This is a genomic window from Pseudobutyrivibrio ruminis, assembly GCF_015057245.1.
Classification (GTDB): domain Bacteria; phylum Bacillota; class Clostridia; order Lachnospirales; family Lachnospiraceae; genus Pseudobutyrivibrio; species Pseudobutyrivibrio ruminis_E.
Genome location: NZ_SVET01000001.1, coordinates 71717 through 91820, shown reverse-complemented (window position 1 = coordinate 91820; position 20104 = coordinate 71717). Strand labels below are relative to the sequence as shown.

Here is a 20104-nt window from a genome sequence, read left to right as displayed (position 1 = left end):
ATGATAGATAATTTACATGAGCTTTTGACAAATGCGAAGACAGTAGGTATAAGCGGGCATATCAGACCTGACGGAGATTGCGTAGGTTCATGCCTTGCTATGTACAACTATATTGTTACTTACTACCCAAATGTGGAAGCTCATGTTTATCTTGATCCCATCCCAAACACTTTCAAATTTTTAAAGAACGCTGATAAGATTCAGGATATACATACTGTTTCAGAGGACACTGTTTTCGATTTATATATAGCTCTTGATTGTTCAGAGGGCTCAAGACTTGGAGATGCTTTTAATTTCTTTGAGAAGGCGAAGCATACAGTATGTATCGATCATCATTTCAGCAATAATGGATTTTCGGAATTTAGCTACATTATTCCAGATGACAGTTCTACATGCGAATTAGTCTACAACCAAATTGGCAAGGAGAAAATTACAAAGGACATTGCAGAATGCCTTTATTTAGGAATTATCCATGATACAGGTGTTTTTCAATATTCTTGTACTACAGAGGCTACTATGGCCGCTGCAGGTTTCCTTATGACTAAGGGCATAGATTATCCTAAGATTTGCACAGATACTTATTTTGCTAAGACTATGGTTCAGAATCGTATGCTTGGCAAAGCTTTACTGGGATGCAAAACATATCTTGATGGTAAGGTAATTGCAGCTGTTATTACAGCTGAGGACATGGCAGAATTTGGTGCTGAAAGCAAGCATTTAGAGGGCATTGTTCAACAGCTTCGTGATACAACAGGCGTTGAGGTTGCTGTATTTTTATATGAGCTTGCTGATGGAGATTTCAAGGGCAGCACTAGAGCAACTGGAGATGTAGATTTAACAGTTATAACAGGTATTTATGGAGGCGGTGGCCACAAGAAAGCTGCTGGTTTTTCAGTAGATACCGACAAACCATGGGATGTTATCGATAATATCGTTTCCATGGTTGAAAAACAGCTTAAAGAGTTAGGATTATATTAAATGAATAGTGGCATAATCAATGTCTATAAAGAAGCCGGGTATACTTCATTTGATGTGGTTGCCAGGCTTCGTGGTATATTAAAAATAAAAAAAATCGGGCATACAGGTACACTTGATCCAGATGCGACTGGTGTGCTTCCGGTTTGTGTTGGCAAAGCTACTAAGCTTTGCGATATGCTTACAGATAAAGATAAGGTCTACGAGTGCGTAATGCAGCTTGGTATTGAGACTGATACCTACGATATGAGCGGTCGTATTCTAAATCGTAAATCTGTAGATGTGACAGAGGAACAGGTTAAAAATGCTTTGGATTCCTTTATTGGTGATATCATGCAGGTTCCTCCTATGTATTCTGCATTAAAGGTTAATGGCAAAAAGCTTTATGAGCTTGCTAGAGCTGGCAAGGAAGTAGAAAGAAAGCCTCGTCCAGTAAAGGTTTTCAGCATAGATGTTATTTCTATGGAATTGCCATTAGTTACAATACGAGTTCATTGTGGTAAGGGCACCTATATCAGATCCATATGTCATGATGTAGGTGAACTATTAGGCTGTGGCTGCGTCATGAAGTCTCTTGTTCGTACAAAGGTGAGCATGTTTGACATTAGTGATGCCCACACTTTGGATGAAATCGAGCGAATTGTAAAGGCTGGCAATATAGACGGCATTATGATGCCTATAGATCATGCCTTTGAGGGAATGGGTACAGTATTTGTTGTTCCGACTGAGGATGCTATTAAGCATGCAATAAATGGCGCACCAATTCCGGATACTCACGTATTTGCGGAAGCTGTAAGCGCATTTGAAGAGGATAATAAATATAGGATTTACTTGCCTGATAATAGGTTTTTGGGAGTATATAACTACAAGGATTCTATTTTTACACTGGAGAAGTTCTTTCTTGAAGGAACAGAATAAACTATGGAATATTTACATTCATTATTTGACGCTAAAATTTCAACTCCTACGGCAATTACCGTAGGTAAGTTTGATGGTATTCATAAGGGGCATCATCTTTTAACTTCTGATATTATCAGCAAATCGAAGGATGGGCTAAGCTCATGTCTTGTGACATTTACAAATACTCCAAGAGCTATTGTTTCAGACGACAAAACACCTTCTCTTATTACTAATAAAGAGAGAGTATTTATGCTAGAAAATAATGGCCTGGATTATTTGGTTGAATGCCCATTTGATTCAAAGCTTATGGAAACTGCTCCAGAAAGCTTTATAAAGCTATTAGTCGACAATCTCAATATGAAATATATGGTTGTTGGCGCAGATTTCACTTTTGGTTACAAAGGTGCTGGTAATGTTGAGCTTCTTAAAAAGCTTTCTAAGGATTTTGATTTTGAACTGAAAGTTTATGACAAAATTCAAAAAAATAATCGAGATATTAGTAGTACATATATCCGAGAGGAGCTTAAGGAAGGACATATTGATATAGTTAATGATATGCTTGGGTATGACTATTTCGTCTGGGGAGAGGTTGTTCATGGTGCTCATTTAGGCACTAAAATCGGCATTCCTACAATCAATATTATGCCTGAAAAGATTAAGCTGGTGCCTAAATTCGGTGTTTATGCAACCTCCATTGATTTCGATGGAAGAATATATCACGGTGTTACCAATGTTGGAACAAAACCTTCTGTTCAAAATGAAAAAATAGTAGGAATCGAAACACATATTCTTGATTATAATGGAGATTTATATGGTAAATATGTGAGAGTTGCTTTCCATACATTCATCAGACCAGAGCAGAAATTTGGCTCAGTAGAAGAGCTTAAAAATCAAATGAATAAGGACAAAGCTACAGCAAAGGCATTCTTCAATAGATAATTATTGCAAAAATGTTACGAAATATTGACATTTATCTATTTGATTGCTATAATTTGCGTGTTGCGTTAAAAGTTTTACTTTGGAGGTACTATGAAAAAGCGTATTATTTCAGCTTTCTCATTAGTTTGTGCCGCGGCACTAATTTTTGATTATTGTATTGATTCTAAAAATAATATAGATGTTGCTTCTGACACAGATGCTTCTAGCACAGCTATTGCTGGTGTTATGACTGCAGGTGCTGTAGATTTAGCTTCTTTAGAGTCACTTTCAGTTACAGATTCAGATGCTGTTGCTACAGCAAAATCACTCGGTGATATTTACGGATACACTAACATCGGTATTTGTAATGTTTCAGAAGGTAACTTAAACATTCGTGAGTCAGCAGATACAGAAGGAAAGCTCGTCGGCAAGTTTCCAGCAAATGCTGCCTGCGAAATTGTTAGCACTGAGGGCGATTGGAGCTATATCAAGTCAGGCGAGGTAGAAGGATATGTTTTATCTGAGTATCTATTGACTGGCGATGAGGCCTGGGAAAAGGCTGCAGAGCTTGCAGAATACGTTGCTACATCAAATACTGGTGGTCTTCGTGTTCGTGTGGAGCCTAACACCGATTGTGAGATTATCTATCAACTTGCTGATGGTGAAGAAGTAGCCATCCTTGATAATACTCAGGATGATGACTGGATTAAAGTAGACGTTGATGGTGATGAAGGTTACGTTTCTGCTGAATACGTAGATGTTGACCTTTCCCTTAAGACTGCTATGACGCTTACAGAAGCTAGATATGGTGAGGGCGTTTCTGACGTTCGTACAGCTATCTGTGATTACGCCCTTCAGTTTGTTGGAAACCCATATGTTTGGGGAGGTACATCCCTTACAAATGGCTGCGATTGTTCTGGATTCACAATGCAAATCATGGCTCAGTATGGTGTTTATCTATCCCACTCATCTAGAGCTCAGGCTAATGAAGGAACAACCATTTCTACATCAGAATTAAAGCCAGGAGATTTAATATTCTACGGCAAGGGAAGCTACATCAATCATGTTGCCATTTATATTGGTGGTGGACAGATTGTTCATGCTTCTAACAAGCGTGATGGAATCAAGATTTCCAACTATACATACCGAACACCGATCAAATGTGTTCGTGTAATTTATGATTAGTATTCATAGGCTAGATACAGCATAGTATCTAGCCTTTTATTATTGTGTATGGTATAATTTTAGGCGTGGCTAGCCACGGATTAGATTACAAATTGGAGAGGAATATAATATGAGTTTACTAGAAAATTGGCAGAAGGTTGCCTACAATCAGAATCAGTCTCAGGCTGATTTACAGAGATTTTGGCAGAATTATTTTCTTTTAGAGAAAGGCATTTACGAGCAGTTACTTGACGATCCTGATACAGAAGTAAAGGGTACTGTTAAGGAGCTTGCTGAGAAATATAAAATTGATGTTATGCCTATGGTTGGTTTCTTAGATGGCATCAATGAATCCCTCGTTACACCAAACCCTATCGAGACAATGGAAGAGGATACAATAGTTTCTCTTAAGTTCGATAAGGAAAAGCTTTTCAAGAACATGATTGATGCAAAGGCTGATTGGCTTTATGGCCTTCCACAGTGGGAGCAGATCTTTGATGAGGACAAGAGAAAGGCCCTTACAAAGGAAGCTAAGAACATGCACACAATCATCCGTTCAGAGAAAAAGGTTGGACGTAATGATCCATGTCCATGTGGTTCAGGAAAGAAATATAAGCACTGCTGCATGAACAAGAAATAATTCATGACATTTAGCACATCCGTAATTGGATGTGCTTTTTTATTTTCAAAATGTCGCACATTTGTCAGAATTAACAGAATATACACAGAATATACTCACATTTCAGATATAATCCAAATAGTCGGTTTACTCGCTGAGGAAAGTAATACTGTTCAATCGACCAGAAGGGAGAAAACACGGAGGTCGAATATGGATAAGAAAAGCAAAAGGGCGTCTTTGAGGATTATGTTAATTGGCTTGGTTGTAGTATCACTAGCTTGTGTTGGTACGGCTGCTACTATTGTTGGGTGTGCCAACTTAAGACGTGGTATGGAATACGAGGTCGAAACGGGTGTAATGGCTACTTGTACTTCATATGCTCAGGTCCTTGACTACACTTATGATGGTGTTGAAGTAGATGAGTCATCTACATTAGAAAAAGAGATGTCTGCTGAAACAGGTTATGATTACACGTTTTTCCTTGGAGACACTAGAGTACGTTCAAGTATTGAAGGTGTAGTTGGTACAAAAGCGGGAGATGCTGTTATTGCTACAGTTTTAAATGGCAAGCAAAGTTATCAAGCTCAGAATGTAATGATTGATAACGAACCATACTATGTTGCATATCAGCCATTAGTTGATGATTCTGGCAATGTATATGGTATGGCTTTTGTTGGTTTAAAGAAAATAGAAATTACTCATTATATTAGTAAGAGAGTTGCATGGACAGTAACTTTAGCTTTAGCTATTGTTATATTATTTACTGTTCTTGCAATTATATATACTATAAAAATCATAGAAGCTATTGATGAAAATGTTAAGGCTGTTCGTCAGATGGCAACTGGTGATTTGGAGATTATTCTTAGCGATAAGGTTAAAAACAGAAATGATGAATTAGGTGAAATGTCATCGGCATTGTTTGACATGGCAGCTAGAATTAGATCTGTTATCGGAAACGCAAGAATATCTTCTGATGAAGTGGATGAATCTGCTAGCTATTTATCTAATACAGTAAAGACTATTACAGATACTACAGAAAGCGTTAGTATAGCTGTTGGTCAGGTTGCAACAGGTGCTGAAAACCAGGCTCAATCGCTGCAGGACGCAGTGGAATCTGTAAATAGTATTAATGATGCAGTAGAAATGATTACAGCCAATGCAGTGGAGATGCAAAGCCTTGCTGATTCAATGCAGGAGAATTCAAAGGCCAGCCAAGATAAGCTTACAGAGCTTAGAATGACTACCAGGGAAAGTATTACTGCAATTGATGGCATTGTAGAACTCATCGGTAACACAAATACAGCTGTTACAACAATTAGCGAAGCAGTATCTATTATTGATGCAATCGCAGCCCAGACAAACTTGCTTTCATTAAATGCAAGTATCGAGGCTGCTCGAGCTGGTGAGGCTGGTAAAGGCTTTGCAGTTGTTGCTGATGAAATAAGACAATTAGCTGATCAATCTGCTGAGGCAGCTCAAAATATCCAAGAGGCTATGAAGGGACTTTCATCTGATTCTAATAAGACAATGGAAGAGGCTGGACAGGTTCAGGAGACTATGACCACACAGCGCCATACTATTCATAGAACAATTGAGCAGGTTGACAACTTGATTGAAGATATCAATAAATCTATTAAATTGACTAAAGATATCGTATCTAACGTGCACAAAACAGAAGAAGCAAGCAATCTGATTTCAGATACTATTTCTTCACTTTCTTCGATTTCAGAAGAGAATGCAGCAAGCTCAGAAGAAACGAGAGCTTCTATGACAGAATTAGCAGATACAATGGAGGCTCTTACCACTAAAGCGGCCAGCTTAAATAAGGTTGCAAATACTCTTGAGGAAGAAATGGCATTCTTCCAATAAAATTTCTCAACAACATTATTTTTTGATAAGATTCCCCTCCCTTATGTTAAGCTATTTATAGTTTGAATAGGGAGGGGCTTTTGGTGCTAATATGAATATAAATATAATACTTGGAATTTTAATACCATTCGTTGGAACAAGCCTTGGTGCTGGAATGGTATTTATACTAAAAGATGAGATTTCTGATAGATTACAAAAGATTCTTACAGGCTTTGCTGCTGGAGTAATGGTTGCTGCTTCATTTTGGAGTTTACTTTCTCCAGCACTTGAGAGTAGTGAGTATCTAGGCAAGCTATCTTTTTTACCTGCCGCAATAGGTTTTCTTATTGGTACAGGATTTTTGCTTTTCCTAGATTGCGTTACACCTCATATGCATATGGATAAGCAGGACGAAGGTCCTCGTAGTAGATTGCAAAGGACCACAAAATTAATATTGGCAGTAACTCTTCATAATATTCCAGAAGGCATGGCTGTTGGTGTTGTTTTTGCAGGTGTTAAATCAGGCCAAGTTGGAATTACAGCAACTGGAGCTTTGGCGCTTGCTATAGGTATAGCGATACAGAACTTTCCTGAAGGAGCAATTGTATCGATGCCTCTTTTATCTGAAGGTATGCCTAAGCATAAAACATTTTTATGGGGCGTTTTGTCAGGTATAGTGGAACCTATTGCTGCATTTATTACAATTATAGCGGCAGGATTAGTTGTTCCGTTGATGCCATATTTCCTTTCATTTGCTGCTGGTGCAATGATGTATGTAGTTGTAGAAGAGTTGATTCCTGAAATGTCTGAAGGAAAACATTCGAACCTGGGAACTATTGCTTTTTCTATCGGTTTTGTTCTGATGATGGTTCTTGATGTTGCTCTAGGTTGATGATTAAAAATAAGCACTATCGCATTTACGATAGTGCTTTTAATGTTTCAAAGAACTCTGGATATGAGATTACACAGCATCCTTCATCATCAAATGAGGTCTCACCATCGGCAACAAGGCCAGCAATAGCGAAAGACATTGCAATACGATGATCTTTGTATGTGCTAATCAATGCTCCATGCAAAGGATTCCCTCCAACAATTATCATTCCATCCTCTGTTGGTGTGATGTCACAACCCATATTTTTAAGATTTTCGGTGACTGTAGCAATACGGTCACTTTCTTTTACTTTAAGCTCAGCTGCATCCTTTATAACAGTGGTGCCCTTTGCACATGCTGCCATAACAGCAATAACAGGAAGTTCATCAATAAGAGTAGGTATGATTTCACCGGATACTTCGCAACCATGTAAATCGCTTGAACTTACATGAATATCAGCAACTGGTTCTCCTGAAACTATGCGCTCATTTAATAATTCAATGTTTCCGCCCATATTCTTTGCAACCTGAATAATGCCTGCTCGGGTTGGATTCGTATTTACGTTTTTGATAAGTAAATCTGCGTTAGGGCAAATTAAACCGGCAACAATGAAATAAGCAGCAGAAGAGATGTCTCCAGGTACTGTAATCTTTTGACCAATTAATCTTGGTCCTCCAACTATTGATGCTGTTAATCCTTCTGATTTTATATCTGCTCCGAATCCCTTTAGCATCAATTCTGTGTGATTTCGAGAGATAACTGGCTCAGTTACTGAAGTAACACCGTCTGCATACAATCCAGCCAAAAGTACGCAGGATTTTACCTGAGCGCTGGCAACAGGTGAGTCATAGTGGATTGCATGAAGAGGAGCGCCTCCTATTTCTAGAGGAGCACAGCCATTATCTTTAATTGATTTGATATGAGCACCCATACTTGTAAGCGGGGTTATGATACGTCCCATTGGTCGCTTCTGTATAGATTCATCACCATTTAAAGAACTAATAAATCTCTGTCCTGCAAGAATTCCTGAAATCAATCTGGTGGTAGTTCCGCTGTTTCCTACATCAAGCATTTTTGAAGGTGCGGATAGTCCTTTTAGACCCTTTCCATGAATAACTACATGATCATGTTCTTGAGTGATATCAATGCCCATAGCCTTAAAGCAACTGATGGTGCTACGGCAGTCAGCGCCATCCAAGAATCCTGTAAGTTCAGTAATCCCTTCGGAAATAGCTCCGAACATTACACCGCGGTGGCTAATAGACTTGTCACCTGGAACTGTTATTTCACCTTTTAAGCTTTTTACTTTTGTAATAGCCATTAATTTGTCCTCTGTCTAGTATAGTAATTGTTGTGAGTAAGAACTGTGCGGGCCTTATCTAAAGCATCCTGGGTGTAGAATTCGATTCGAAGAACACCAGGCTCAAACTCACGGTTATGAATGATATCTATATTTTTAACACTTATTTCTGCATTGGCAAGCAATTGAAGCACTCCTACAAGTGTACCAGGTTTATCGTCGATATCACAGTACAGTTCGAAGAATCTTGAGTGGGCACTGTCTGGAATAGTTATAGAATCACGATAATCCTTTGCTTTTGTCCAAAGATTTATTATCTCATCAGGATCAGATGAAGATATCGCATTTTCGAATTGGCTCAATTCATCCTTGAAATCACCTATCAGTTTAAGCACTGCATCTTTATTACTTAGAAAAATGTGCTGCCACATTGTAGGTGAACCGGATGCGATTCTAGTAATATCTTTAAAACCGCCTGCTGCAATGGTTTTGCATATTTTGCGGTCATCGTCAGTATCGTTTACAAGATTTACAAGAGCTGCTGCAACTACATGAGGTAGATGGGAAACAGTAGCGGTAGCCTCGTCATGCTCCTCAGGAGTAAGCTGGATTGGAATGGCTCCAAGGCTTTTTATATAATCTGCAAATTGAGAGTATGTATCTGCATTCATTTCTGAATCAGCTGTAAGGATATAATAAGCGTTTTCTAAAAGTGAAGCAGAAGAGTGCTCTAGACCTGTTAATTCAGAACCTGTCATTGGATGTCCACCAATAAATTGATTGGTCATTTCAAGCTCTCTGGCAACTGCAGTAATATCCCCTTTTACTGAGCCTACATCTGTGATGATACAATCTGGCTTAACTACGTCTTTAAGCTTTCTTAAATAGTCACAATTAACTTTAACAGGAGAGCAAAGAAAAATAATATCACACTGACCAAACTGGTGAATCTTAAGCAATCCGTTATTATCTATAAGTCGTTCTTCAAATGCTGTTTCAATAGTTGATTCTCTTGAAGCTGTTGCAAGAATTCTAGTGTTTGGATATGTTTTCAATATCGCTTTTGCGATACTACCTCCAATTAAACCTAGCCCAACAAATCCTATTGTTTTACTTTTCATAATTACCCTCACCTCTAATTCACTTTCACACTTTAAAGCGATTATTTTCTTTTATAATATCACATTTACTCATTGTAAATAGTCTGAATATTAAATATAATAATTATAAGTTTTATAAACAACATGGCGCGGCGGGGTGAAGGCGTCAAATAACTATTGGGAGGTACGGCACATGAAGGTTTTTACTACGGACAAGATTAGAAATGTTGTGTTACTTGGTCACAGCGGGGCGGGCAAAACCAGTCTCATCGAATCAATGGCTTTTCTAGCTGGTCAAATCAGCAAGCCGGGCACTATCGAGGCTGGTAATACCATTAGTGACTATGACAAATTGGAACAAAAAAACAAGTTTTCTATCTACACATCTTTAGCACCTATCGTATGGGGCGATACCAAGATTAATTTCCTAGATACACCAGGATTCATTGATTTCGTTGGAGAAGTTGAGGAAGCTGTTAGTGCAGCTGACGCAGCTATTATTGTTATATCTGGAAAAAGTGGAATTGAAGTTGGTACAAAAAAGGCCTGGGAGATGTGCGATAAGTTTAATCTTCCTAGAATGGTATTTGTAACTGACATGGATATAGATGATGCCAGCTATAGAGAAATCGTTGAAGAACTTCAAGGCTTGTATGGCAAAAAGATTGCTCCTTTCCATTTGCCAATTCGTGAAAATGGAGAGTTTGTTGGCTATGTAAATGTTATACAGCAAATCGGAAAGCGCTGGAAGGCAAATGGCACTGTAGAACATTGCGATGTACCTGATTATAGCAAGGAATACTTAGAGAAATATCGTGAGGCTTTGATGGAATCTGTTGCCGAGACATCAGAGGAATTCATGGATAGATATTTTGGCGGCGAAGAATTTTCTGAGGATGAAATTCGTCAGGCTCTTCGTGCAAATGTAGGCACAGGCGACATTGTTCCTGTTATGATGGGCTCAAATCTTACAAATCGCGGACAGTACACAATGCTTACAGACGTTGTAAAATATCTTCCTAGTCCAGAGGATCGTAAGGTTTCTGGAATTAACGCAAATACGAATGAGGTTTACGAAGCAAATTATGATTTTGCTAAGCCAAAGAGTGCATACGTATTCAAGACTATCGTAGATCCATTTGTTGGAAAGTATTCATTGATTAAGGTTAATTCCGGCGTTCTTAAAACTGATGATTTGCTTTACAACAAGCATAAGGAAACAGAAGAGAAAATTGGCAAACTTTACATTTTAACAGGTAGTAAGGCAGAGGAAGTACCTGAGCTTCACGCTGGTGATATCGGTGCTTTATCTAAGCTTTCAAAGGTTGCTACAACTGATTCTCTTTCTACAAAGGCTAATCCAATCCTTTACATCAGAACACCTTTATCTACACCTTATACATACAAGAGATATAAGGCAAAAAATAAGGGGGACGAGGATAAGATTGCTCAGGCCCTTGCAAAGCTTTGTGCCGAAGATTTAACATTAAAAGTAGTTAACGATGGCGAAAATAGTCAGTCACTTATCTATGGTATTGGCGACAGACATATCGATATGCTTGTTCAAAAGCTCAATGAAAAGTATAAAGTTGATATTGAACTGAGCCAGCCAAAGATTGCATTTAAAGAGACAATCAGAGGTAAGGCTGATGTTGAATACAAGTATAAGAAGCAAACTGGTGGACATGGTCAGTATGGACACGTAAAGATGACTTTCGAACCTTCAGGAAACATGGAAGAGCATTACAACTTTACAGAATCAGTTGTAGGTGGTGCTGTTCCTAAGAACTATTTCCCAGCTGTAGAAAAAGGCTTGCAGGAAGCAGTACTTGCTGGTCCACTTGCAGCATACCCTGTAGTTGGAATTCATGCTAATCTTTACGATGGAAGCTATCATCCAGTTGATTCTTCTGAAATGGCATTCAAAGTTGCCGCAAAAGGTGCTTTCAAGGATGGTATTATGAAGGCTAATCCTATCCTGTTGGAGCCAATTGAAACTCTTAAGGTTATAGTTCCGGATGCTTACACAGGTGACGTTATGGGCGACTTGAACAAACGCCGTGGCCGTGTACTTGGAATGAATCCTACAGAGACAGCTGGCAAGACAGAAGTACTTGCTGAGGTTCCTATGGCAGAGCTTTATGGATACGACACAACACTTCGTTCTATGACTGGTGGATATGGAACATTCTCTTATGAATTAGCTCGTTACGAGCAGGTTCCATCAGATGTTCAGGCCAAAGAAGTTGAGCGTCGTGCTAACAAGATAAAGGATGTTGATGAGGAATAAATAACAGATAAAAAGTAAACTAAGGGGCTACCGAATGGTAGCCTCTTTTTTAGTAGTTAATTGCAACTTTAGTATTGACTTTACGTATAGTAAGTATTAATATACTACCTAGATAAACAATTAAAAGGAGAAAAGTTATGTTAATTTTATTTGGTACCAGAAGAATGAATAAAGAGATGGGAGTAGACAATCGTCAGTTGTACAAATGTCCACATTGTAACAATGTTTCCCATTACAAGATTGTAAGAAATAGGCTGTATTTTACATTATTCTTTGTTCCGGTTCTTCCGTTGTCGTCAACATATTATGAGGTTTGCCCAATCTGCGAAAGAGGTGGAATTATAACAAAAGCTATAGCTAAAGAAGCAATTGTAGCTCCAGAAGCTATAGCAGTTAATCAGTAATTATTTAACAGAAGAGCAACGTAATCTTTGTATTCCTGGATTTTGTTTGCTTTTCTGATTTTTTTGATTGCTTTTTCACAGTTATTAAAATTTGATTGCCAGAAAGACCAGAACTCTTTCATACGGTGTAATACAGGCTTTTCACCTGAAAGGATTTCAATATATTGATTTAGCAATTCATCGTGGAACTTTTTGAATGTATCTAAATCAATAGTTTGGTTATCTATTTGATTATTGTAGTTTGACGCTAATTCTGGATTTGAAATCAAACCGCGTCCAAGCATTATCGCATTTACGTTGGGATATTTTTCCTCTATAAGCTTTATATCATTTACTGAGGTTAAATCTCCATTGTATACAATAGGGTGTTTGGAATTTGCCATTGCATAATCAAAGAATTCCATTTTGATTGGCTCTCTATAATAATCTGATTGAATTCTTGGATGGATAGTCAATTCTGAAATAGGATACTTATTATAAATACCAAGTATTTCATAGAATTCTTCTGGTTCTACCTTGCCAAGGCGAGTTTTAATTGAAATATTTGGTACCTTAGCATTTTTGATTGCACATTCTGTTTCAAGTCTATTGAAGACGCTATCAAGCATCATATCCAATTCCTCAGGGTAATACAAAAGTCCTGAACCTTTTTTCTTGGCAACTACAGTACCACTTGGACAACCAAGGTTAAAATTGATTTCTTTAAAGCCTAAAGCTGCTATTTCAGCAGCTGCCCATAAAAAATGATCTTCGTTATTGGTTAATAATTGAGGAACGGTGATATTGACATCATTTTTATCAGGATCAATATCTTTGAATTCTCTTGTTGTAAATTTAAAAGTAGAATTAGGAGATATGAATGGGGTGTAAACCTTATCTACGCCGCCATAATATTTGCAAAAAGTATTTCTATAAATGCTGTCTGTTACGCCCTCAAGTGGAGCTAAATATAATTTCTTCATATGGGTATTTTATTAGGCACATGTAGGAATTGCAATAGAATAAATTTTTATATGACAATACTTGAATTCTTTTAAGTATTATACGAAAATATATTTTGTTTAACGGGAGGAATATATTTATGAATAAGTTTATGACAAAGTATTTTATGGCTATCTTTGGCGGTATATTTGCGCTAGTGGGAACGATTTTAATTATCGTTGGAATTATGACAAATGTAAAATCGTCTCAGTTTAAAGAATCCGCAGTTGAAGTGAATGGTGTAATTGACAATATCATCGTTGATGATCGTGGAGATGAAACTGATTATGATGTTTTTGTTTCGTTTGAATTTGACGGAGAATATTACGAGGATGTCCACTTGGATTTCTATTCAAGTAGTATGTATGAGGGGCAAGAAATAGATTTGCTTATTGACCCTGATAACCCTACAGATGTTCATACCAGCGACGGTGATTTATTCTTTACTTTGATGTTTGTTGGCTTAGGAGGACTATTTGCCTTAATTGGTTACATTATTCTTATTGTTAGTATTCTTAACAAGAAAAAGAAGGCAGGATTGCTGGAACGTGGCCAGCATATTTATGGTGAAATCGAATCTATGGAGCAGGATTACAGCATAACAATTAATGGTAGACATCCTTTTAGAATTTATTGCAAGTATAAGAATCCTACAGACGGTTATATTTATAAGTTTAAGAGTGATACTTTAGATTTCAATCCATGGGATTCCTACAAGACCGGAGATTCCATTGATATTTATGTGGATCCTGATAATTTCAAAAAGTACTACGTAGATGCTGTAGATAAGGCTGCAGACATGGTAAGAGATTACACCTAATATGCGGGAGGATATAGTTCAATGACAGAATATGATTATAAAGTACATGAGTCTGGTATCGTTATAGGTTTGGGTATTTTTGTTGAGATAGTTGCAATTGGATTAGCTATTCTAGGCCTATTTATAAGTCCTGAAAATGGACAGTCAGTATGTTTTGGAGCTGCTATAATAGTAGCGCTTTTAGGCGGACTTATATTATTGGATTACTTCAGACGTGGATTATATGTCATTAAAGAAGGAAGAGAATATTTATATACACCTTTTATAGGTTTATCTAAGAGCTTCAGTAGAGCTGATATTGCCAGATATGAAATTCGTCCAGTTAAGCTTTCACCACAGGATGAATGTATTGTTTTATATGATTACGAAGGAAAAAAGCTTGTAGGTCTTGAACTTAATATGGTAAACGCCAGAAGATTTGCCGAGGAGATTTCCAGTGCAGAGGAAGTAGATGCTCGTATCCAAGAGGATGCTAATAAATCAGTTGGAGATTATTTCGTAGAAGACAATTGGTCTACAGACAAAACCATCACTAAAGAAGAAAAAGAATCAAGAAGAAATAAAGTTAAGATTCTTCAAAATGTAAATTATGTTTTAGGATTTCTTCTGTTTGCAGTGCCTTGTATTTCTTTGATTATTGACACCAAATTATTCTGCATGATTTATATTATTTGCATACTCGTAGCATGGGTATACTTTATAATATTCAGAAATTACATGGTTTTCGAGCATAAAGACAAAACTAATTATGATAAAAGTATGTATGCATCGGGTGAAGTTCCTATCTGGTGCGCAGCTGTTGCATCTTTGTTTGGTTTGTTAAAGGTATTTTTGAATATTAATCATGTGAATTATACCGTATTTACGATTGAAATTATTTGCTTTGCTGTTATTGTCACTTTACTGTTTGGCGTTCTTCCAAAAGAAAGAGAATATAAAAAATATTTTTATGTTTGTGTGGCAATTCTTGGAGTATATAGCGGATGGCTTTTATCAGATTCAATATCTGTAGTTACAGCGCAAGTTGAATCTGAGGAAGAGTTAACTATTGTAGATGCTGAAATACATCATAGTAACAGAGGTCCAGATACTCATTATCTGACAGTTGATTCAGAGTCATTTACTGAAGAAGAAATGAGTGTTTCGGATGAAATATATTATCTGGCCACCGAAGGTTATGAGGATGAACTAAGATTATATATTGCAAAAGATATTTTGGGTGTAGAGGTATATTACATAGATGAAGTTCAGTAAGATTTGTATTATTTCTGTTTGCTTATCAACATTATTATGTTTTCTTGGCTGTGGCAGCATTGAGCCCTCCCATGAATATGGCGTATACATAGGGGCTAATCCTGAGGATTTAGAGGACAGAGATTTACCATCTACAATTGTTATTGATGCTCAGTATTATTCTTCTGAAGAGATTTCAAGTTTACAAGTTGATGGTCATATCGTTTATACGTATCTTAATATAGGTTCTATAGAGAATTTTAGAGATTATTACAGCGATTATGAAGATATAACTCTAGGAACATATGAAAACTGGGAGGATGAACAGTGGGTTGATGTTTCTCAGGAAAAATGGCAGCAGTTTATTTCCGCCAAGGCCGATGAACTTATGGATAAGGGCGTCGATGGATTTTTTGTAGATAATTGCGATGTTTATTATCAGTATCCTACAGAAGAAATCTTTTCTGGTGTATCAAACATACTGGAGGATTTAAAAGATAAAGGCGGATATGTTCTTATTAACGGCGGGGATTCCTATGTAACCGAGTATTATAATCGCTATTATTCTTTGGATGCTATTTTAGATGGTGTTAATCAGGAGAGTGTTTACACTTGCATTGATTGGGAAAACGATTCCTTTAGTGTTAATACCGATGAAGACAGAGAGTATTTTAGCGATTACTTAAATATGGTCTTGGATGATAATAAAGATGCATATGTACTGGAATATACAAATGATTCCGAGGTAGAAGAAGAGGCATATAACTATGCTAGCAAAATGGGTTATATCCCATACATATCACATTCGCTTGAATTAAAATAAATTAGACAACCTTGTCTAATGGCTTAAAACAGGGCACTCTCGTTTTGTGTCCTGTTAATTTTTAGCTTGTATTTTATACTTCAATTATCAACGAAAGGAGGAAATTCACTTTGGATCAACAGAAAATTGGCAAGTTTTTAAAACAACTTAGAAATGAAAAACAAATGACTCAAGAAATGCTTGCCCAGGTTTTCAATGTGAGCTCAAGAACTATATCAAGATGGGAGACTGGAAGTAATTTACCAGATATATCTTTGCTGGTAGAAATCGCTGACTTTTTTGATGTAGACGTTCGCGAGATAATTGAAGGTGAAAGAAAAAGCGATATGATGAATGAAGAATTACATGATGTTGCTGAAAAAATGGCTGATTATGCAGATGCTGAAAAGACTAACCTGCTTAATTGGGTAAGAGGCTTTAGTTTAACAGGGACATTTTTACTTACTCTTGCAATTGCGCTTCAATGTATTAATTATGAGCCCAATTTTATGAGAGCATTGGCAATTCTATTTTCTTTTCTTGGCTTTGTTGGTATGGCAATAACCACTTTGTATACTAATGGCATTTTGCAAAAGCTGGCGAAGAAAAAGCATTTTGGTCTAGTTGTAAAAGTTATTGTAGGTGTTCTTGCTATATTTAGTTTGCGATTTATTCTTGTATTTTTATTTATATATGTTCTTTGCTTTTATGAAATGTCGCAACCTTATGTACATAAAACGGGAATTGAAAACTATGATAAAGAATACATATTAGAGGAATACGGAGGAGATATAAACAGTAGTTTATTAATATTTCCTGACGATGTATCTGATATGTTATCCTCAGACTATGAGTATTTTCTTAAAACAGGGCTTTTTGATACAGATGGCGACATAATTTTAGAGGCCACGTATACAGATGAGAATTATGATAAGGAAGTAGAACGTTTATCTGAAATTAGATGTACTATCTATGACACTATCAAGGAAGATAGTGACTATCACATAAACGAGATTTTGTATGACGAGGAGTCTTATAATTATCCTGCGTATATTGCATCTGATGGTCATAGTAGTGTATATGAGTATGCGTTACTTGATGACGATGATAATAAAATTGTTTATGTATATCTATCATATCCAGATAGCCTTATTAATGGAGGGCATCTGGTAAAATATAAAGACTATTTATTGAAAGATTTATCTTCATATGTTTTTGAAGGTAATTCATTAGAGCGATTTAGCATTTATTATTACAATTTTGGTGACGACATTTGGACAGGGTATGACCCCGAGGAAGAAGGCCGTGTTACCACAGGACAAGAGCGATAATTATTAAAAAGCTGTAGATGTTTTCATTGCAAAACTCTACAGCTTTTATTATAATTTCGGTTAGTTGTATAGATTACGAGGTGAGAAAATGAAACATAACTTTAAAGCTATTGAGAAAAAATGGCAAGCAGCTTGGGAAAAGGACGAGATTTTCAAAGCTGTTGACGGTTCTGATAAGCCAAAATTCTATGGTCTTGTAGAGTTTCCATATCCATCTGGTGCTGGTATGCACGTTGGACATATCAAGGCTTATTCTTCAGTTGAGGTAGTATCTAGAAAGCGAAGAATGCAGGGATACAATGTATTATTCCCTATCGGTTTTGATGCATTTGGTCTTCCTACAGAGAATTACGCTGTAAAGACAAACACTCATCCTAGAAAAATTACAGATGACAATATCAAGAAATTTACTACTCAGCTTAAGAGTGTAGGATTCTCTTTTGATTATAGTCGTACAATCGACACTACACAGGAGGACTACTACAAGTGGACTCAGTGGATTTTCCTTAAGATGTTCGAGAAGGGCCTTGTTTTCAGAGATAAGACTCTTGTTAACTACTGCCCACATTGTAAGGTAGTACTTTCAAACGAGGATTCACAGGGTGGTAAATGTGATATCTGCGATACAGATGTTATCCAGAAGGAAAAGGACGTTTGGTATCTTCGTATTACAGAGTACGCTGATAAGCTTCTTCAGGGACTTGATGGTCTTGATTTCCCAGAGAATATCAAGCAGCAGCAGGTTAACTGGATTGGTAAATCAAAGGGTGCTTTCGTAAACTTCACACTTGAAGGAATCGAAGATAAGCTTGAGATTTACACAACACGTCCAGATACACTTTGCGGTGTTACATTTATGGTTATTGCTCCTGAGCATCCATATATTGATAAATATGCAGACAAGATTTCTAACATGGACGCTATCTTGGCTTACAGAGCAGAGTGCCAGAAGAAGTCTGAGTTTGAGCGTACACAGCTTGTTTCAAAGGACAAGACTGGGGTTCGTGTTGAGGGCTTCGATGCAATCAACCCAATCACAGGAAAGAAGATTCCTGTATTCATTTCAGATTACGTAATGATGGGCTACGGTACTGGCGCTATTATGGCCGTTCCTGCTCATGATCAGCGTGACTGGGATTTCGCTACTAAGTTTGGTATCGATATCATCCCTGTTATTGAGGGTGGAGATGTTACAAAAGAAGCTTACACAGGCGAAGGAAACATGATTAACTCTGAGTTCCTTAATGGTCTTAACAACAAAAAGGACTCAATCGATAGAATGATTCAGGAGCTTGAAAGAAAAGGCTGCGGTAAGGCTGGTGTTCAGTTCAAGATGAAAGACTGGGCATTTAACAGACAGCGTTACTGGGGTGAGCCTATTCCAATTGTACATTGTCCTACATGTGGCGATGTTGCAGTTCCATATGAGGAGCTTCCACTTAAACTTCCTGTAATGGAGAAGTTTGAGCCTGGTACAGATGGAGAGTCTCCACTTGCTAGAGTAGAAAGCTTTGTAAATTGCAAATGTCCTAAGTGTGGCGGCGCTGCAAAGCGTGAGACTGATACTATGCCTCAGTGGGCTGGTTCTTCTTGGTATTTCCTTCGTTACATCGACCCACATAATGACAACGAATTTGCTGCTAGAGAAAAGCTCAACTACTGGATGCCAGTAGATTGGTACAACGGTGGTATGGAGCACGTTACTCGTCACTTGATTTACTCACGTTTCTGGCATCACTTCCTTTATGACCTTGGTGTTGTTAATACTCCAGAGCCATACAAGAAGAGAAGTGCTCAGGGTATGATCCTTGGCGAGGATGGACAGAAGATGTCTAAGTCACGTGGAAACGTAATCGATCCACTTGATATCGTAGATGCATACGGTGCCGATACACTTCGTACATACGTATTATTCATGGGCGACTACGGCGCAGCTGCTCCTTGGTCAGATGCTTCAGTTCGTGGATGTAAGAGATTCCTTGAGAGATTTGCAGGTCTTACTGACATCGTTACAGATGAAGCAAATAGCGAAAAGATTGAAACAGGTATTCATAAGACAATCAAGAAGGTATCAGAAGATATCGAAGCTATGAAGTTCAACACAGCTATTGCTGCGATGATGGGACTTCTTAATGATATTGTTGCTGAAGGTCATATCACAAAGGATAACCTTATACTTCTTGTAAAGATTCTTTGCCCATTTGCTCCTCATCTTTGCGAGGAAATGTACGCTGAGCTTGGCGGTGAAGGATACTGCTCACTTTCACAGTGGCCAGAATATGACCCTAAGAAGATTGTGGAATCTACAATTGAAATCGCTGTTCAGGTAAATGGAAAGCTTAAGGCTACAATCACAATCCCTAACGGATGCGATAAGGATGAAGCTCTTGCAACTGCAAAGGCTGACGAAAATGTAGCAAAGGCTCTCGATGGCAAGAACCTTGTTAAAGAGATTTACGTTCCAAACAAAATCGTAAACCTCGTGGTAAAGTAGTACTGTAATTTGATTGTTAATTGAGCCAGTAGCTTGATAGCTACTGGCGGACTG

Annotated in this window: 17 protein-coding genes; 14 read left to right on the top strand and 3 right to left on the bottom strand. The window is 37.5% G+C overall.

What is annotated here, in order from left to right; translation table 11 throughout:
* The 7 genes from E7274_RS00475 (at position 1) to E7274_RS00445 (ending at position 7316) form a co-directional block, all read left to right on the top strand.
* Entirely contained in the window at positions 1–978 is a 978-nt protein-coding gene (locus tag E7274_RS00475) for a DHH family phosphoesterase (protein ID WP_304172829.1), read from the top strand.
* On the top strand, positions 979–1893 hold the full coding sequence (truB, locus tag E7274_RS00470) for a tRNA pseudouridine(55) synthase TruB (RefSeq protein WP_304172827.1): 915 nt from the start codon (positions 979–981) through the stop codon (positions 1891–1893).
* Positions 1894–1896: 3 nt separating this feature from the next.
* The gene (locus E7274_RS00465; RefSeq protein WP_304172825.1) at positions 1897–2814 is read left to right on the top strand and encodes a bifunctional riboflavin kinase/FAD synthetase; all 918 of its coding nucleotides are present in this window, start codon (positions 1897–1899) and stop codon (positions 2812–2814) included.
* 90 nt (positions 2815–2904) lie between these two features.
* Positions 2905–3978 carry a C40 family peptidase gene (locus E7274_RS00460; RefSeq protein WP_304172823.1) on the top strand — a complete coding sequence of 358 codons (1074 nt, stop codon included), beginning with the start codon at positions 2905–2907 and terminating at the stop codon, positions 3976–3978.
* A gap of 109 nt (positions 3979–4087) precedes the next feature.
* Positions 4088–4597 (top strand): SEC-C metal-binding domain-containing protein, encoded by a 510-nt coding sequence (locus E7274_RS00455; protein ID WP_304172821.1) that lies wholly within the window; start codon positions 4088–4090, stop codon positions 4595–4597.
* Between the two features lie 189 nt (positions 4598–4786).
* The gene (locus E7274_RS00450) at positions 4787–6445 is read left to right on the top strand and encodes a methyl-accepting chemotaxis protein (protein WP_304172819.1); all 1659 of its coding nucleotides are present in this window, start codon (positions 4787–4789) and stop codon (positions 6443–6445) included.
* Positions 6446–6536: 91 nt separating this feature from the next.
* Positions 6537–7316 (top strand): ZIP family metal transporter, encoded by a 780-nt coding sequence (locus E7274_RS00445; protein WP_044934611.1) that lies wholly within the window; start codon positions 6537–6539, stop codon positions 7314–7316.
* Between the two features lie 25 nt (positions 7317–7341).
* Here E7274_RS00445 and aroA read toward each other — a convergent pair whose 3' ends face one another.
* Together aroA and E7274_RS00435 are read right to left on the bottom strand one after the other, a co-directional pair.
* Positions 7342–8616 carry a 3-phosphoshikimate 1-carboxyvinyltransferase gene (aroA, locus tag E7274_RS00440; RefSeq protein WP_304172818.1) on the bottom strand — a complete coding sequence of 425 codons (1275 nt, stop codon included), beginning with the start codon at positions 8614–8616 and terminating at the stop codon, positions 7342–7344.
* Positions 8616–9716, bottom strand: coding sequence for a prephenate dehydrogenase (locus tag E7274_RS00435; RefSeq protein WP_044934603.1), 1101 nt, complete (start codon positions 9714–9716; stop codon positions 8616–8618). The genes aroA and E7274_RS00435 overlap by 1 nt, the downstream gene beginning before the upstream one ends.
* A gap of 172 nt (positions 9717–9888) precedes the next feature.
* On the opposite strand from E7274_RS00435, the gene E7274_RS00430 reads away from it, so the two are divergent.
* Both E7274_RS00430 and E7274_RS00425 read left to right on the top strand, forming a co-directional pair.
* On the top strand, positions 9889–11985 hold the full coding sequence (locus E7274_RS00430; RefSeq protein ID WP_304172816.1) for an elongation factor G: 2097 nt from the start codon (positions 9889–9891) through the stop codon (positions 11983–11985).
* Between the two features lie 137 nt (positions 11986–12122).
* A complete protein-coding gene (locus tag E7274_RS00425; RefSeq protein WP_049960262.1) occupies positions 12123–12389 on the top strand; it encodes a zinc-ribbon domain-containing protein in 267 nt (88 codons plus the stop codon).
* Here the strand turns inward: E7274_RS00425 and E7274_RS00420 are convergent.
* Entirely contained in the window at positions 12383–13351 is a 969-nt protein-coding gene (locus E7274_RS00420) for a tRNA dihydrouridine synthase (protein ID WP_304172814.1), read from the bottom strand. The two genes, E7274_RS00425 and E7274_RS00420, sit on opposite strands and share 7 nt — an antisense overlap.
* Before the next feature lie 119 nt (positions 13352–13470).
* On the opposite strand from E7274_RS00420, the gene E7274_RS00415 reads away from it, so the two are divergent.
* The 5 genes from E7274_RS00415 to leuS all read left to right on the top strand — a co-directional run bounded on the left by E7274_RS00415 (position 13471) and on the right by leuS (position 20050).
* Positions 13471–14190, top strand: a complete 720-nt coding sequence (locus E7274_RS00415; protein ID WP_304172812.1) for a DUF3592 domain-containing protein — start codon at positions 13471–13473, stop codon at positions 14188–14190.
* A 21-nt stretch (positions 14191–14211) separates the two neighbouring features.
* On the top strand, positions 14212–15444 hold the full coding sequence (locus E7274_RS00410; protein WP_304172810.1) for a hypothetical protein: 1233 nt from the start codon (positions 14212–14214) through the stop codon (positions 15442–15444).
* Positions 15431–16246, top strand: a complete 816-nt coding sequence (locus E7274_RS00405) for an endo alpha-1,4 polygalactosaminidase (RefSeq protein ID WP_304172808.1) — start codon at positions 15431–15433, stop codon at positions 16244–16246. The genes E7274_RS00410 and E7274_RS00405 overlap by 14 nt, the downstream gene beginning before the upstream one ends.
* Before the next feature lie 110 nt (positions 16247–16356).
* Positions 16357–17556: a helix-turn-helix domain-containing protein gene (locus E7274_RS00400; protein ID WP_304172807.1), complete on the top strand. Its 1200-nt coding sequence runs from the start codon at positions 16357–16359 to the stop codon at positions 17554–17556.
* Between the two features lie 88 nt (positions 17557–17644).
* Positions 17645–20050, top strand: a complete 2406-nt coding sequence (gene leuS / locus E7274_RS00395) for a leucine--tRNA ligase (RefSeq protein WP_304172805.1) — start codon at positions 17645–17647, stop codon at positions 20048–20050.
* The last annotated feature ends 54 nt before the right edge of the window (positions 20051–20104 follow it).